Origin of the sequence: Ruminococcus sp. AM26-12LB (assembly GCF_003480785.1) — a bacterium.
Classification (GTDB): domain Bacteria; phylum Bacillota; class Clostridia; order Lachnospirales; family Lachnospiraceae; genus Blautia_A; species Blautia_A fusiformis.
This window is the reverse complement of record NZ_QUJX01000002.1, coordinates 45,163-58,636: the sequence shown is the minus strand read 5'-3', so window position 1 is coordinate 58,636 and position 13,474 is coordinate 45,163. Positions and strand designations below refer to the sequence as shown.

The following is a 13,474-nucleotide window of genomic DNA, read 5'->3' as shown; positions in this document are numbered from 1 at the left end:
TTTCAGTCTGAGCATATATAAAGCTTCTGGCAGTCTGTAGAAATACAGATTGTCAGAGGCTTTTTTTTATGATATTTTTTGAAGTATTCCGACGGTTTACGAAAAATAGGATTCATGGTATCATGAAAGAAACAGGGCAGATAAAGCCGGAGGATAAGGAGAATTTTATGAATCAGGAATCACAGACACCTCATAAGAGACGTGTACGATATAAAGGAAAATATCCGAAGAAATTCGAGGAGAAATATAAAGAGCTTCAGCCTGAAAAGTATAAGGATACCATTGAACATGTGATCAGCAAGGGAAACACACCGGCTGGAATGCATATTTCCATTATGGTAAAAGAGATCATTGATTTTTTGGAGATCAGGCCGGGACAGGTTGGATTTGATGCTACACTTGGTTACGGTGGGCATACAAAGGCCATGCTGGAATGTCTGAGAGGTCAGGGACACATGTACGCCACGGATGTGGACCCGGAAGAATCTGCCAAGACAAGAAAACGTCTGGCAGAGCAGGGATTCGGAGAAAATATCCTGACAATTAAACTCCAGAATTTCTGCACCATTGATGAGATCGCAGAGGAAGTTGGAGGTTTTGATTTTATCCTTGCGGATCTTGGGGTGTCTTCTATGCAGATCGACAATCCCAAGAGAGGGTTTTCCTTTAAGGTGGATGGTCCTCTGGATTTAAGGCTGAACCAGGAAACCGGGATCAGCGCAGCACAGCGTCTGGATACCATTTCAAGAGAAGAGCTTGCCGGAATGCTGGATGAGAATTCCGATGAGCCGTACTGTGAGGAGATCGCGAAGGCCATCACAGATGAGATCCGAAGAGGAAACCACATAGATACCACTACGAAGCTTCGTGAAGTCATTGAGAAGACATTGTCTTTTCTTCCTGAAAAAGAGAGGAAAGACACGGTGAAAAAAACATGCCAGAGAGTTTTCCAGGCACTGCGTATTGATGTGAACCGGGAATTCGAGGTCCTCTATGATTTTATGGAAAAACTTCCCGGAGCGCTGAAGCCAGGCGGCCGTGTAGCAATCCTTACCTTCCATTCCGGAGAGGACAAGCTGGTAAAGAAAGCCTTAAAGCAGGGTTATAAAGACGGCATCTATTCCGACTATTCAAAAGATGTGATCCGTCCTTCCGCGCAGGAATGTGCACAGAATGGGCGCGCCAGATCCACGAAGATGCGCTGGGCTGTGAAGGCCTGAGTGAAGAGTGAAAGAGCAGTTCTGATACAAATACAGAAACAGAAAAATCCTGGAATGCGTTGACATTCGGGATTTTTTTTGCTATGTTATATAAGTTTACATATGATAAAGCTACGGCTTAAATTGAATAGGAGAAAGGATATGGATGTGGAGGAAAAGAAGGACATTTTTGATAAACTGATGCATCTTCCGGTGCTGAATATATTTGAACCTTTTTATAAGAAACATAAGGAAGTTCTGATGTATCTGTTCTTTGGAGGGCTCACATTTTTTCTGAACATTGCGTTGTATGCATGGCTGGATAAGGGCCTGGGCATGAATGCGCTGATCGCCAATGTGATCTGCTGGGTGGTCTGCGTACTGTTCCAGTATTTTACAAACAGGACATGGGTATTCGACGGGCAGGTGAATTCCGCCGCCGGATTTTTAAAGCAGATGGCTTCGTTTTTCGGAGGCCGGCTCTTTACTCTGATTGTGGAGGAAGCAATCCTTGCGGTATTTATCACCTGGCTTGGATTTAACAGCATGGCAGTGAAACTTGTCGCTCAGGTGGTTGTGATCGTATTGAATTATGTGATCAGTAAATTGATCGTTTTTAAAAAATAAAAGATAGTTATATTTGTGGAAAAGGAGTTGGACTGAAATTGACAAAGGACAAGACCAATGATATGACCGTGGGAAATCCGGTGAGCCTGATCATCCGGTTTATGATTCCCATGTGTCTTGGAAATATTTTTCAGCAGTTTTATAACATTGCGGATTCCATTGTTGCGGGGCAGTTCCTGGGAGTAGATGCGCTGGCTGCAATCGGAAGCACCGGTTCACTGATGTTTTTTGTTACCGGATGGCTTAACGGACTGAGCAGTGGCTTTGCCATTCTGGTATCCCAGTGGTTCGGGGCGAAGCAATATGATAAGATGCGTCATTACGTAGCTATGTCCATTTATCTGGCAGCAGCCTTTGCCATTGTGATGACCATTGGCTTTGAGGCTTTGAATGAACCGATTCTGCGGCTGATGAATTCACCGGAGGATCTGATGGGATCTGTGAAGGGATATATGGGAATTATTTATGCAGGCCTGATCGTAACAGCGGCATATAATTCACTGGCAGCGTTTCTCCGTGCACTTGGAGATTCAAAATCTCCGCTGTATTTTCTGATCATTTCGGCAGTGATCAATGTGTTCCTGGATATTCTGTTTATTGTAAAAATCGGGATGGGAGTGGAAGGCTGTGCCTATGCTACGGTTATCGCGCAGGCAATTTCCGCAGTCTGCTGCCTGATCTATATTATCAAAAAGTTCCCGATCCTGCATCTGAAGAAAGAAAACTTTGAAGTTTCTTTTACCAGCTTCCGTTATCTGCTGGCCCTTGGTATTCCCATGGGACTTCAGTTTTCCATCACAGCGATCGGAACCATTATTGTGCAGGGTGCGGTAAATATTTACGGTTCTGTATATATGGCAGGATTTTCCGCTGCGGGAAAAATACAGAATATCATTGCAACGGTATTTGTAGCTTTTGGTGCGACGATGGCAACCTATGTAGGACAGAACCGGGGCGCCGGAAAGATGGACCGTGTAAAAGCAGGAATGAAATATACCCAGATCATGGTCCTGATCTGGAGTGTGATCACTATGATCATAATGTTCTTTTTCGGAAAGTACATGACCTGGTTATTTATTGACAAGTCCCAGACAGATGTTATTAATGTTTCTGTTACTTATTTTCATACGGTATTCTGGGCATATCCGTTCCTTGGAAGTATCTTCCTCTACAGAAACGGACTTCAGGGACTGGGATATGGCTTGGTTCCCATGCTGGGCGGTGTGTTTGAACTGGCGGCAAGAAGTGCGATCGTTATGTTTATTGCAGGAAAAACAAGTTTTGCAGGTGTATGTCTGGCAGATCCTGCCGCATGGATCGCAGCGCTGATCCCTCTGATCCCGTATTATATTTATGTGATGAAAAAGTGGAGCGGGGGAAAAAAGGAAACTGCTGCCTGAGTGGGTATAATACAGAAAATGAAAAGAATAAATTTAGGCTTGCAATTATGGAAGATACAGTTATAATGATATTATAACTGCGGAAAAAACCAGGAAACCGGGATTCCGGGTAAGATTACAGATCCAGAAGGGAGAATATAGATCATGGAAATCACAAAGGAAACAACAATGGGCGAGATGCTTGCATACGATGAGAAGATCGCATACATTCTTATGCAGGAAGGAATGCACTGCATCGGCTGTCCGTCTTCTATTGGTGAGTCTCTTGAGGAGGCATGTATGGTACACGGACTTGATGTAAACGCTGTACTGGCAGACATCCATCATTATGAGGAAACCAAGAAAAAGAAATAATCAGCAGTACAATTTATATTAGAACGTACAGATTACGGACCGCAAGGGGATAACGACTGTGCATGTCTTTTTGGCATGCCGTCGTTATCCCTTTTTTTGTGAGCAGACGATAAAGAGAGTCTTAAATATCTGCTTGATATGGAGGAAAAAAGCATGTATGTGATGATCGATAATTTCGATTCATTTGTTTATAATCTCAAGGCATATTTTCAGGAGCTTGGAAGAGAGATCCTGGTCAGACGCTGCGACGAGATCACCCTGGAGGAGCTGGAAGAGCTGAACCCGGAAGGAATCATCCTTTCTCCGGGACCGAAGCGTCCCTGGGATGCGAAGCTCTGCGTAGATACCGTAAAAAGATTTCAGGGAAGGATTCCTGTTCTTGGTGTCTGTCTGGGCCATCAGGTGATTGGCCACTGTGCGGGAGCAGTAGTGGAAAAGGGAGTGTGTCCCATGCACGGAAAAGTAACAGAGATTCACAACCACGGAACAGGAGTGTTTGCAGGCCTGCCTGAGAAATACAAGGTGACAAGATACCATTCCCTGATTGTGCGGGAAGACAGCATTCCGGAGGAGTATCAGGTGGATGCGCTTTCTGATGATGGTGCTGTTATGGGAATTTCCCATAAAGCATTGCCTATCTATGGTGTGCAATTCCATCCGGAAGCCGTTCTTACGGAATATGGACATGAGCTTCTTGAGAATTTTTGCAGGATCGCGGAGAATTTTCAGAAGGAGGAGTAAAAATATGTACAAAAATCAGCGAAGAATAAAAGAACTGACCCCATATATCCCGGCAGTGGACATTTTTCGGATCTACGAGAGAGAACCCGGAGCAGCGTTTCTGGATTCCTCCCTTGTCAATGAGCTGGGACATTATTCCGTGATCGGAAGATGTCCGTATCTGAAGCTGGTAAAGGACGGAGAGAACTTTACTATCAACGGAAGGCCGGAAACAGAAACAACCTTTGAAGACTATATGCGGGAATATTTAAATACCCATGAAGACAAAAATAACAGCGGACTTCCCATCGTATCCGGTGCAGTAGGATATTTTTCCTATGATTACGGAAGAAAACAGATGGGAGTACCATCCGGAGAAAAGGATCTTGTGACTGTTCCGGAGGCAGTTCTGACGTTTTATGACTGTTTTATCATAGAAGACTGTCAGGAAAAAAGAACCTATCTTGTGTCAAACGGAATCAGTGCAGACGCTGCAGCAGAAATCGGAGCGATGGAAAAAGCAATCCGGGAATTTACAGAGGCGGGGAAACAGGAAGGATCGGAAACAGGGGAAAAAAAGGAATCCGGAAACAGGATGGTCATGGAAAATTCTCACCGTGAGAAATTCAGGATCCAGGTTCATCCCAATTTTGAAAAAGAAGAATACAAGCAGGCAGTAGACCGGATGATCCGCTATATTATAGAGGGTGATATCTATATTGCCAATATGACGCAGCAGCTGACCATTGAAAGCGAAAAACCACCTCTGGATGTTTTCTACGATCTTCGGAAAAATAATCCGTCTCCTTTCGGCGGATATCTGGATTTCGGAGATTATCAGATCGTCTGTGCATCTCCGGAACGTTTTCTGAAGATGAAAGACCGTCATGTAAATACCCGTCCTATAAAGGGAACAAGAAAACGTGGCGTAACATCTGAGGAAGATGAAATGCTCCGTCGGGAGCTTCAGGATTCCGGAAAAGATAAGAGTGAACTTCTTATGATCGTAGACCTGGAGCGAAATGATCTGAACCGGGTGTGTACACCGGGAAGCGTGAAGGTAACCGAGCTTTTTACAGTGGAAGCATACGCTACGGTTTTTCATCTGGTATCGGATATTGAAGGAAAACTGGAAGACGGAAAAAATGTTATGGATCTTCTGGAGGCTGCATTCCCCGGCGGTTCTATTACCGGTGCGCCGAAATACCGTGCCATGGAGATTATTGACGAGCTGGAACACGGCAAGCGAAATCTTTATACAGGCTCTATCGGCTATCTGACACTGGACGGAAGCTGCGATTTCAACATCGTGATCCGTACAGCTCTTCATAAAAACGGAAAATATCACCTTGGCGTTGGCGGCGGGATCACAGCAGAGTCAGATCTGGAATTTGAGTATGAGGAGACTCTACAGAAGGCGAAAGCAATCCTGGATGCACTGCAGTAGAGAAACATACAGAACGGTAAAAGTGAAAGGCTCTGTGGACAGATCAGAGAATCTGACAGGGACACTTCATAAGGAGGTCAAAGGAAATGAACAACATAACCTTAGATGAATGTTTTCAGTTCGGTCTGGGAGCATTTGAGACCATAGGAATAGAAAAGGGAACCCCCATACTTCTGGAAAAGCATCTGAAAAGACTGGAACGGGCGGCAGATTTCCTGAAGCTGGGTGATCCGTCAGTACGTGGGATCACAGCCGGGAGGATCGAAGAATATCTGGAAGAACAAAAAAAACGCCCGGAGGTGCAGAAAGAATTTGACGGACTGGAACATTGTGCGCTGAAGCTTATGCTTACAAAGGAAAATGTAGTGTATTCTCTTCGTGCCAATCATTATACGCCGGAGAATTATGAAAAAGGCTTTATCATGGATGTCAGCAAGGTAAAACGAAATGAAACATCACCTCTTGTATATCACAAAACCATGAATTACGGAGATTGTATCCTGGAAAAACGTAATGCTACAGCAGCAGGAATGGATGAACGGTTATTTCTGAATACAAAGAAACAGATATCGGAAGGGACAGTAAGTAATGTATTCTTTGTGCGAAAAGGCGTGATCTATACACCAAAAGTCAGCTGCGGACTTCTTCCGGGAATCCTCCGTGAATATCTCTGTGACACGGAAGAGGTGGAAGAAGCCTATATCTATATTCAGGATCTTAAATGGTATGAGGAATGTTTTGTCACCAATTCCCTGATGGGAATCATGCCGGTGCGTCAGATCGGAGGAATCCGGTTTGAGGAAGACAAAGTGACAAGGGAGCTGATGAGAAGATATCGGAAGATGGTCAGAGATACTGCGAATAAGAAACAAACCAGATAAATGTTATTGCGAAACTATCACATTCAGGAAAGGTGATGGAATTTGAATGAAAGTGACCAATACAGTCAGAGATAAGCGTGCATTAACTAGGGAAAGCTAAGGTTGATGCACGTTTTTTGTGCAAACTCAACCAAAAACGTTCATGAATTTTGTGAAGTAATTTGATTGACTTTGAATGAATTTGGAAGTATACTGAGTTCAACAAATGAAAAACAACAAAAAGCGGTCAAAAACCGCAGGATAAAAGATATGGGAGGAGAAAAAATGATCTGTACAGTTACTTTTAATCCGTCTCTGGACTATATCGTTTCCGTGGAGGATTTTAAACTCGGACTTACCAACCGGACAAGCTCTGAGCTGATGCTTCCGGGCGGAAAGGGGATCAACGTTTCCACCGTGCTGATGAATCTTGGGATCGAGAATACAGCACTTGGTTTCATGGCAGGATTCGTCGGAGATGAGATTGTAAGAAAGCTTGAGGAGATGGGAGTGAAATCTGATTTTATCAGGATCCCGGAAGGCGTTTCAAGGATCAACCTGAAGCTGAAATCTATTGATGGAACTGAGATCAACGGAATGGGACCGGAGATCAGCGCTGAAAAGGTTCAGGAGCTGATGAAGAAGCTTGACATACTGAAAGAGGGAGATGTGCTTTTTCTGGCAGGAAGTATTCCTTCATCTATGCCGGATGATATGTATGAGAAGATCATGGCGAGACTGGACGGAAAAGGCGTGATGATCGTTGTGGATGCAACGAGAGATCTTCTTGTAAATGTCCTGAAGTATCATCCGTTCCTGGTGAAGCCCAATAACCATGAGCTTGGAGAAATCTTCGGCGTAGAGCTTAAGAACCGTCAGGATGTGATCCCTTACGGAAAGAAGCTCCAGGAAAAAGGAGCCAGAAACGTGCTGATCTCAATGGCCGGTGAGGGAGCTGTCCTGGTAGCAGAAAACGGTCAGGTGTTTGAGAAACCGGCGCCGAAAGGAACACTGGTAAACGGCGTAGGAGCCGGAGATTCCATGGTAGCAGGCTTTATGGCAGGCTGGATGGAAAAACAGGATCACGAATATGCATTCCATATGGGAATTTCCGCAGGAAGCGCAAGTGCATTTTCTGAAAATCTTGCCACAAGGGAAGAGGTTCAGGCAGTATATGAACAGGTAACAGAGGGGTAAAGAAGAAAGGAGAAGGGAAGATGAGAATCACAGATCTGCTTGACAAACGAAGCATATCACTGGATGCTGCACCGAAGACGAAATCTGAAGCTCTGGACATGGCCGTAGATCTTATGGTAAAAAGTGAAAAGATCAGTGACAGGGAAGCTTATCGGAAACAGGTGTATTTAAGAGAGGAAGAAAGTACGACAGGAATCGGTGAGGGAATCGCTATTCCTCATGGAAAATGTGATGCGGTAAAGAAACCGGGACTTGCTGCCATGGTAGTAAAAAACGGCGTGGAATTTGAGGCATTGGATGATGAGCCGGTTACCCTTCTTTTCCTGATCGCAGCACCGAATACAGAAGATAACATTCATCTGGATGTACTCAGCAAGCTTTCCGTAATGCTGATGGATGATAATTTTACAGAATCCTTACGCAACGCAGGTTCTGTAGATGAATTTATGGAGATCATCGACAAGGCCGATGAGGAGAAAAAAGATATTGATGAAAGACTGGCAGATACAGGAAGTTCCGAAGGAGCCAGAGCTAAACTGCTGGCAGTTACTTCTTGCCCCACAGGTATTGCCCACACCTACATGGCAGCAGAGGGACTGGAAAAAGCAGCAAAGGCGAAAGACTGTTTCATTAAAATAGAGACACGAGGCTCCGGTGGAGCAAAAAATGTACTTACGGATCAGGAGATCCGGGAGGCAGACTGCATCATTGTAGCTGCAGATGCCAAGGTTCCCATGGATCGTTTCGATGGAAAGAAAGTCATCGAATGTCAGGTTTCAGATGGAATCAGCAAAGCGGACCAGCTTGTTGAACGTGCGATTTCCGGAGATGTTCCGGTATATCATGCAGCAGCAGGCAGTCAGAGCTCTTCCTCAAATGCAAAAGCAGGCGGCGGAGCAGGCCACAAGATCTATATGCAGCTGATGAACGGGGTATCTCATATGCTTCCACTGGTTGTAGGCGGTGGTATCCTGATCGCTCTAGCATTCCTGATCGATGGTTTAAGTGTAGATTTGAGTTCCCTTCCTGCAGACCAGAGAGCAAACTTTGGTACCATCACACCGGTAGCGGCTGTTCTGAAAAACATTGGTGGAACCGCATTTGGTTTCATGCTTCCGATCCTGGCCGGATTTATTGCAATGGCCATCGGTGACAGACCGGCACTTGCAGTTGGACTTGTGGGCGGTATGATCGCGGCAAACGGAAAATCCGGTTTCCTCGGAGCACTTCTTGCAGGCTTCCTTGCAGGATATCTGATCCTTGGACTTCGTAAGGTTTGTGATAAGCTTCCGGAAGCACTGGAAAAAATAGCGCCTGTACTGATCTATCCGGTTGTTGGTGTCCTTCTTATGGGACTCTGTATGACCTTCGTTGTAGAGCCGATCATGGGCGGTATTAATACAGGATTAAATAATGCCTTGACAGGCATGGGAAATTCAAGTAAAGTAATTTTAGGGTTGGTTCTTGGTGGTATGATGGCCATTGATATGGGCGGCCCGTTCAACAAAGCAGCATATGTATTTGGTACAGCAGCTATTGCGGCAGGCAACTATGACATTATGGCAGCAGTTATGGTGGGAGGTATGACTCCTCCGTGTGCCATCGCACTCGCATCCCTGCTGTTTAAAGACAAATTTACAAAAGAAGAGCGTGAGGCAGGACCGACCAACTTTATTATGGGACTTGCATTTATCACAGAAGGTGCGATTCCTTTTGCGGCATCTGACCCGGTCCATGTACTTCCGTCCTGTATCGTCGGTTCCGCAGCAGCTGGAGCGATCTCCATGTTCTTCAACTGTACACTGATGGCACCACATGGCGGAATCTTCGTATTCCCGGTTGTAGGTAATGCAATGATGTATCTGGTCGCACTGGTTGTGGGAACTCTGATCTCAGCTGTACTTCTCGGGGTACTGAAGAAAAAAGTTGCTTAAATTTTTTTAAATTAAAATGAAAACTGGAGGATAAAGAAATGAAAGAATTCAAGTATGTAGTAACAGATAACGAAGGAATCCATGCACGTCCGGCCGGAGAGCTTGTGAAGCTTGTAAAAGGTTTCGAGTCCAAGATCACTATCGAGAAGGACGGCAAGACTGTAGAGTGCAGAAAGCTTCTTGCACTTATGGGACTTGGCGTAAAGAAGGGACATGAGGTTACCTTTACATTCGATGGTGCAGATGAGGATGCAGCATACGAGGCAGTAAGCAAATTCATGCAGGAGAACCTGTAATCTCAGAATGAGTGAACAGAAGGCATCCCGGTCCGGTCGATCGGGATGTCTTTTTTGAAGGAGGAAAAGGAATGCTGACGGAGCAGAGATACGAGATCATACTCGGCCTTCTCAGAGAAAAAAACAGTGTTACGGTAACAGAACTGAAAGATATCCTGGATGCATCGGAATCTACGGTCCGCAGAGACATCACGGCGCTTTACAAGGCGGGGAAGCTGACCAGGGTTTTTGGCGGTGCGGTGGCACTGGAACATACTGTCAATGCCTATGAGCCTACCGTAGCCCAGAAAGTTGAGCTGAATATTGAAGAAAAAAAGAAGATCGCAGCCTATGCGGCAGCTCTGATCCGTCCGGAAGATTTTGTGTATCTGGATGCGGGAACGACTACCGGATATATGCTGGAGCATCTGGAAGGCTCCGGGGCGACTTTTGTCACCAATGGTGTTTCCCATGCCAGGGCTCTGGCTCAGATGGGAGTCCGTGTGCTGCTGATCGGCGGAGAACTGAAGGGATCTACGGAAGCTGTGATCGGAAGTCAGGCCATGCAAATGCTGAAGAATTATCATTTTACAAAGGGCTTTTTCGGGACCAACGGGATGACTCAGAGAGAAGGCTTTACCACGCCGGAATCCAATGAAGCACTGGTAAAGCGAACCGCCATGGAGCAGTGTCTGGAAAAGTACGTAGTGTCTGACAGCTCCAAATTCGGACAGATCAGTGCGGTGACGTTCTTTTCATTTGACGGAGCAGTGATCCTGACGGAAAGCTGTTCCAAAGAATATAAAGATTGCAGAAATATACAGATCGTATCATAGAAAGATCGCAAAAAAAACCGGTTTGGAAGAAAAAATTCTTCGTAAACCGGTTTTTTGTTTGCTGAGGATCTGTTTCAGGCTTCCCTGGAGATCATGGCTTCCAGATCTTCTACGGAAATGTCTTTTTTTTGCATCAGCTTGAGCAGACGTTTCAGTTCAGCAGCTTCCTTTGCCTTTTTTTCAGCTTTGCGGATCTCATCCAGCTGAGCTGCCAGTGCAGTTTTTTCATCCTCCAGCGCTGCTATCTTTTCGGTGCAGGCAGCAATCTTGGAATCTACTTTGGAAATTTTCTCATTGAGTACTTCTATCTTTGTACGTCTCTGTGCCATATGAAACCTCCTGATAAAAATATTACTTCTTATACACTATACAATAGCATAAACGACGATGAAATACAATTGTGAATTGATGTGCAATATGTTATCATGAATGTATATAATATTTCAGAAACGCAGGATAATACTATGGATAAAGATAAGGGTGTATTTATGACTGCCCGGGAAGTAAATATGGAAATAGAAATGCTGAAGACGGTTTTTGACATTGTAAGACTGGTGGATGTTAGCCGTACAGCTCCGGTAAATATTGGCTTAGACGATTGCTCTTATGAAGCAGAACATAAATGCTTTGCAGTGTGGAATAAAGGCAGAAGATGTGAGAACTGTATTTCTGCCAAAGTTTTTGCCCGTAAAAACAAAATGACGAAATTTGAGTTCGTCAATGATGACATTTATCAGGTAATCGCCAAATATGTGGTTATAGACGGGACACCTCTTGTCATGGAAATGGTCTTTAAAATGACGGATAAGATCTTTCTGGGAGCTTATGGAAGCGGATTTCTGATCGATAAGATCAGCAGATTCAACCGGGAATTATATGAAGATCCGCTGACTGGTGCCAGAAACCGGAGATATTTTGAGGAACAGCTGAAATCCCTGGATAAGATGGGGGCTATAGCTATGATCGACGTGGACAATTTTAAACAGATCAATGACAGCTATGGCCATGTAGCTGGAGATGCGGCGCTTTGTACCATTGTCAGAACGATCTTTGAGCATGTGCGGGCAGATGACGTGGTACTGCGTTATGGAGGAGACGAATTTCTTCTGATGTTTGAAGAAATCCCGGAAAAGGTATTTCAGCAGAAGCTGGAAGATATCCGGGAAGAGATCGCAATGGCAGATGTGCCGGAATACAAAGAAATCCGGCTTTCCATGAGCGTGGGAGGTGTATATGGAAGCTGTAAGGTCAGAGATGGAGTGATGGAAGCGGACAGGCTTCTCTATCAGGCCAAGCGGCAAAAAAACTGTGTTGCCTACAAGAGAATCTGACGGAAATGACATGACAGTCATTGAAAGCAGAATTATGTAACAGGCGCATGAGGTGTATATCTGGCAAGTGAAAGGGAGAATAGGGATATGAAGATAATCGCAAGGATCAGAAGTGATTTTCCGACAAAATTCGGAATCCCGCGTCAGAGCGGTCGAGTGGAAGAACTGACAGCCTGTATTGTTTTTGAACCGGAATACCGGGTACGGGAAGCGGTAAAAGGACTGGAAGATTTTTCGCATATCTGGCTGCTGTGGGAGTTTTCACAGTCGATCCGTGAGAACTGGTCCCCTACAGTACGTCCGCCACGCCTGGGCGGAAATGAAAGGATGGGCGTATTTGCCACCAGATCGCCCTTCCGTCCCAATCCTGTAGGCTTATCCTGTGTGAAGCTTGAAAAAATCGATCTGGAAAGCAAAGAAGCTCCTGTACTGATCGTATCCGGTGCGGACCTGATGGACGGAACCCCCATCTATGATATCAAGCCATATCTGCCTGTGGCAGACTGCCATCCGGAAGCACTGGGTGGCTTTGCGACGAAGGTGGAGCAGCATTTTCTGCAGGTAGAGATCCCGGAAGAATGGAAGGCAAGGATTCCGGAGGATAAGCTTACTGCGTTGGAAGGCGTGCTCAGAGAGGATCCGAGGCCTGCCTACCAGAAAGATCCGGAGAGGATATACGGAATGCCTTTTGCAGGAATGGATGTTCATTTTCAGGTAAAAAACGGCATACTTACAGTATGTGAGATCACAGGATATAAAAAATCAGACAGAATTTAAAATTACCTTTGACAAACTTTTTGTGAGATGGTATTATAATAATTGAGTTAGCAAGTGCTAACTCAATATTTTAAAAGCAAAGTTAGTTTAAAATAACCTTGAAACAGTCATATAAAAGTTCAAAGATCAAAGGAGAGTGAATTATGAGCGTTGTAATTGTAGGCGGTAATGAAAGAATGGTATGTCAGTATGAGGATATCTGCAAAGGCTTCGGATGCAAGGCGAAAGTTTTTGCCAAGGAAAAAGGAGCCATGAAGAAAAAGATCGGGGTGCCGGATCTGATGATCCTGTTCACCAGTACCGTTTCCCACAAAATGGTAAACTGCGCAGTAGAAGAAGCAAAGAAAAAATCCATTCCGGTATGCCGCTGTCACACAAGCAGCGCTGCAGCTCTCGAGAACATTCTGAAGCAGTACTGTGCATAAGAAACAGATCAGGAGATACTTTTCTCTTGTATAATTTGACTTTTTTTGCAGAAATGTTACGGAAAGGCTTGCAAAATTATAAATTATTCAAT

Annotated in this window: 15 protein-coding genes; 14 read left to right on the top strand and 1 reads right to left on the bottom strand. The window is 44.8% G+C overall.

What is annotated here, in order from left to right; all coding sequences use genetic code 11:
• Window positions 1-167 precede the first annotated feature (167 nt).
• The 11 genes from rsmH to DW694_RS01460 all read left to right on the top strand — a co-directional run bounded on the left by rsmH (window position 168) and on the right by DW694_RS01460 (window position 10,849).
• A complete protein-coding gene (gene rsmH / locus DW694_RS01510; RefSeq protein WP_110102119.1) occupies window positions 168-1,220 on the top strand; it encodes a 16S rRNA (cytosine(1402)-N(4))-methyltransferase RsmH in 1,053 nt (350 codons plus the stop codon).
• A 141-nt stretch (window positions 1,221-1,361) separates the two neighbouring features.
• On the top strand, window positions 1,362-1,826 hold the full coding sequence (locus tag DW694_RS01505) for a GtrA family protein (RefSeq protein ID WP_118752441.1): 465 nt from the start codon (window positions 1,362-1,364) through the stop codon (window positions 1,824-1,826).
• Between the two features lie 38 nt (window positions 1,827-1,864).
• Window positions 1,865-3,226: an MATE family efflux transporter gene (locus tag DW694_RS01500; protein ID WP_353615787.1), complete on the top strand. Its 1,362-nt coding sequence runs from the start codon at window positions 1,865-1,867 to the stop codon at window positions 3,224-3,226.
• A 144-nt stretch (window positions 3,227-3,370) separates the two neighbouring features.
• Entirely contained in the window at window positions 3,371-3,580 is a 210-nt protein-coding gene (locus DW694_RS01495) for a DUF1858 domain-containing protein (RefSeq protein WP_015525823.1), read from the top strand.
• A gap of 153 nt (window positions 3,581-3,733) precedes the next feature.
• A complete protein-coding gene (locus tag DW694_RS01490; RefSeq protein ID WP_044961185.1) occupies window positions 3,734-4,321 on the top strand; it encodes an aminodeoxychorismate/anthranilate synthase component II in 588 nt (195 codons plus the stop codon).
• 4 nt (window positions 4,322-4,325) lie between these two features.
• The gene (gene pabB / locus DW694_RS01485; RefSeq protein ID WP_118752438.1) at window positions 4,326-5,747 is read left to right on the top strand and encodes an aminodeoxychorismate synthase component I; all 1,422 of its coding nucleotides are present in this window, start codon (window positions 4,326-4,328) and stop codon (window positions 5,745-5,747) included.
• Window positions 5,748-5,833: 86 nt separating this feature from the next.
• Window positions 5,834-6,628, top strand: a complete 795-nt coding sequence (locus tag DW694_RS01480; RefSeq protein ID WP_118752437.1) for an aminotransferase class IV — start codon at window positions 5,834-5,836, stop codon at window positions 6,626-6,628.
• A 264-nt stretch (window positions 6,629-6,892) separates the two neighbouring features.
• Window positions 6,893-7,804 (top strand): 1-phosphofructokinase, encoded by a 912-nt coding sequence (gene pfkB / locus DW694_RS01475; RefSeq protein ID WP_118752480.1) that lies wholly within the window; start codon window positions 6,893-6,895, stop codon window positions 7,802-7,804.
• Between the two features lie 20 nt (window positions 7,805-7,824).
• Window positions 7,825-9,738, top strand: coding sequence for a fructose-specific PTS transporter subunit EIIC (locus DW694_RS01470; RefSeq protein WP_015525830.1), 1,914 nt, complete (start codon window positions 7,825-7,827; stop codon window positions 9,736-9,738).
• A 38-nt stretch (window positions 9,739-9,776) separates the two neighbouring features.
• The gene (locus DW694_RS01465; protein ID WP_015525831.1) at window positions 9,777-10,034 is read left to right on the top strand and encodes an HPr family phosphocarrier protein; all 258 of its coding nucleotides are present in this window, start codon (window positions 9,777-9,779) and stop codon (window positions 10,032-10,034) included.
• A gap of 71 nt (window positions 10,035-10,105) precedes the next feature.
• A complete protein-coding gene (locus DW694_RS01460; RefSeq protein ID WP_044961183.1) occupies window positions 10,106-10,849 on the top strand; it encodes a DeoR/GlpR family DNA-binding transcription regulator in 744 nt (247 codons plus the stop codon).
• A 74-nt stretch (window positions 10,850-10,923) separates the two neighbouring features.
• On the opposite strand, the gene DW694_RS01455 is transcribed toward DW694_RS01460, so the two are convergent.
• Window positions 10,924-11,178, bottom strand: a complete 255-nt coding sequence (locus tag DW694_RS01455) for a hypothetical protein (protein WP_022426090.1) — start codon at window positions 11,176-11,178, stop codon at window positions 10,924-10,926.
• A 135-nt stretch (window positions 11,179-11,313) separates the two neighbouring features.
• On the opposite strand from DW694_RS01455, the gene DW694_RS01450 reads away from it, so the two are divergent.
• From DW694_RS01450 to DW694_RS01440, 3 genes are all read left to right on the top strand, one after another.
• Window positions 11,314-12,180, top strand: coding sequence for a GGDEF domain-containing protein (locus DW694_RS01450; RefSeq protein WP_182465468.1), 867 nt, complete (start codon window positions 11,314-11,316; stop codon window positions 12,178-12,180).
• 87 nt (window positions 12,181-12,267) lie between these two features.
• Window positions 12,268-12,957: a tRNA (N6-threonylcarbamoyladenosine(37)-N6)-methyltransferase TrmO gene (tsaA, locus tag DW694_RS01445; protein ID WP_021650988.1), complete on the top strand. Its 690-nt coding sequence runs from the start codon at window positions 12,268-12,270 to the stop codon at window positions 12,955-12,957.
• A gap of 143 nt (window positions 12,958-13,100) precedes the next feature.
• Entirely contained in the window at window positions 13,101-13,382 is a 282-nt protein-coding gene (locus tag DW694_RS01440; protein ID WP_015525835.1) for a DUF2325 domain-containing protein, read from the top strand.
• Window positions 13,383-13,474 lie beyond the last annotated feature (92 nt).

What these genes read in the sequence shown, in the direction of transcription:
- DW694_RS01495 (WP_015525823.1), top strand. Translation starts at nt 3,371, where the DNA reads ATGGAAATCACAAAGGAAACAACAATGGGCGAGATGCTTGCATACGAT.
- DW694_RS01440 (WP_015525835.1), top strand. Translation starts at nt 13,101, where the DNA reads ATGAGCGTTGTAATTGTAGGCGGTAATGAAAGAATGGTATGTCAGTAT.
- DW694_RS01460 (WP_044961183.1), top strand. Translation starts at nt 10,106, where the DNA reads ATGCTGACGGAGCAGAGATACGAGATCATACTCGGCCTTCTCAGAGAA.
- rsmH (WP_110102119.1), top strand. Translation starts at nt 168, where the DNA reads ATGAATCAGGAATCACAGACACCTCATAAGAGACGTGTACGATATAAA.
- DW694_RS01450 (WP_182465468.1), top strand. Translation starts at nt 11,314, where the DNA reads ATGGATAAAGATAAGGGTGTATTTATGACTGCCCGGGAAGTAAATATG.
- tsaA (WP_021650988.1), top strand. Translation starts at nt 12,268, where the DNA reads ATGAAGATAATCGCAAGGATCAGAAGTGATTTTCCGACAAAATTCGGA.
- pabB (WP_118752438.1), top strand. Translation starts at nt 4,326, where the DNA reads ATGTACAAAAATCAGCGAAGAATAAAAGAACTGACCCCATATATCCCG.
- DW694_RS01490 (WP_044961185.1), top strand. Translation starts at nt 3,734, where the DNA reads ATGTATGTGATGATCGATAATTTCGATTCATTTGTTTATAATCTCAAG.
- DW694_RS01465 (WP_015525831.1), top strand. Translation starts at nt 9,777, where the DNA reads ATGAAAGAATTCAAGTATGTAGTAACAGATAACGAAGGAATCCATGCA.
- DW694_RS01480 (WP_118752437.1), top strand. Translation starts at nt 5,834, where the DNA reads ATGAACAACATAACCTTAGATGAATGTTTTCAGTTCGGTCTGGGAGCA.
- DW694_RS01505 (WP_118752441.1), top strand. Translation starts at nt 1,362, where the DNA reads ATGGATGTGGAGGAAAAGAAGGACATTTTTGATAAACTGATGCATCTT.
- DW694_RS01455 (WP_022426090.1), bottom strand. Translation starts at nt 11,178, where the DNA reads ATGGCACAGAGACGTACAAAGATAGAAGTACTCAATGAGAAAATTTCC.
- DW694_RS01470 (WP_015525830.1), top strand. Translation starts at nt 7,825, where the DNA reads ATGAGAATCACAGATCTGCTTGACAAACGAAGCATATCACTGGATGCT.
- pfkB (WP_118752480.1), top strand. Translation starts at nt 6,893, where the DNA reads ATGATCTGTACAGTTACTTTTAATCCGTCTCTGGACTATATCGTTTCC.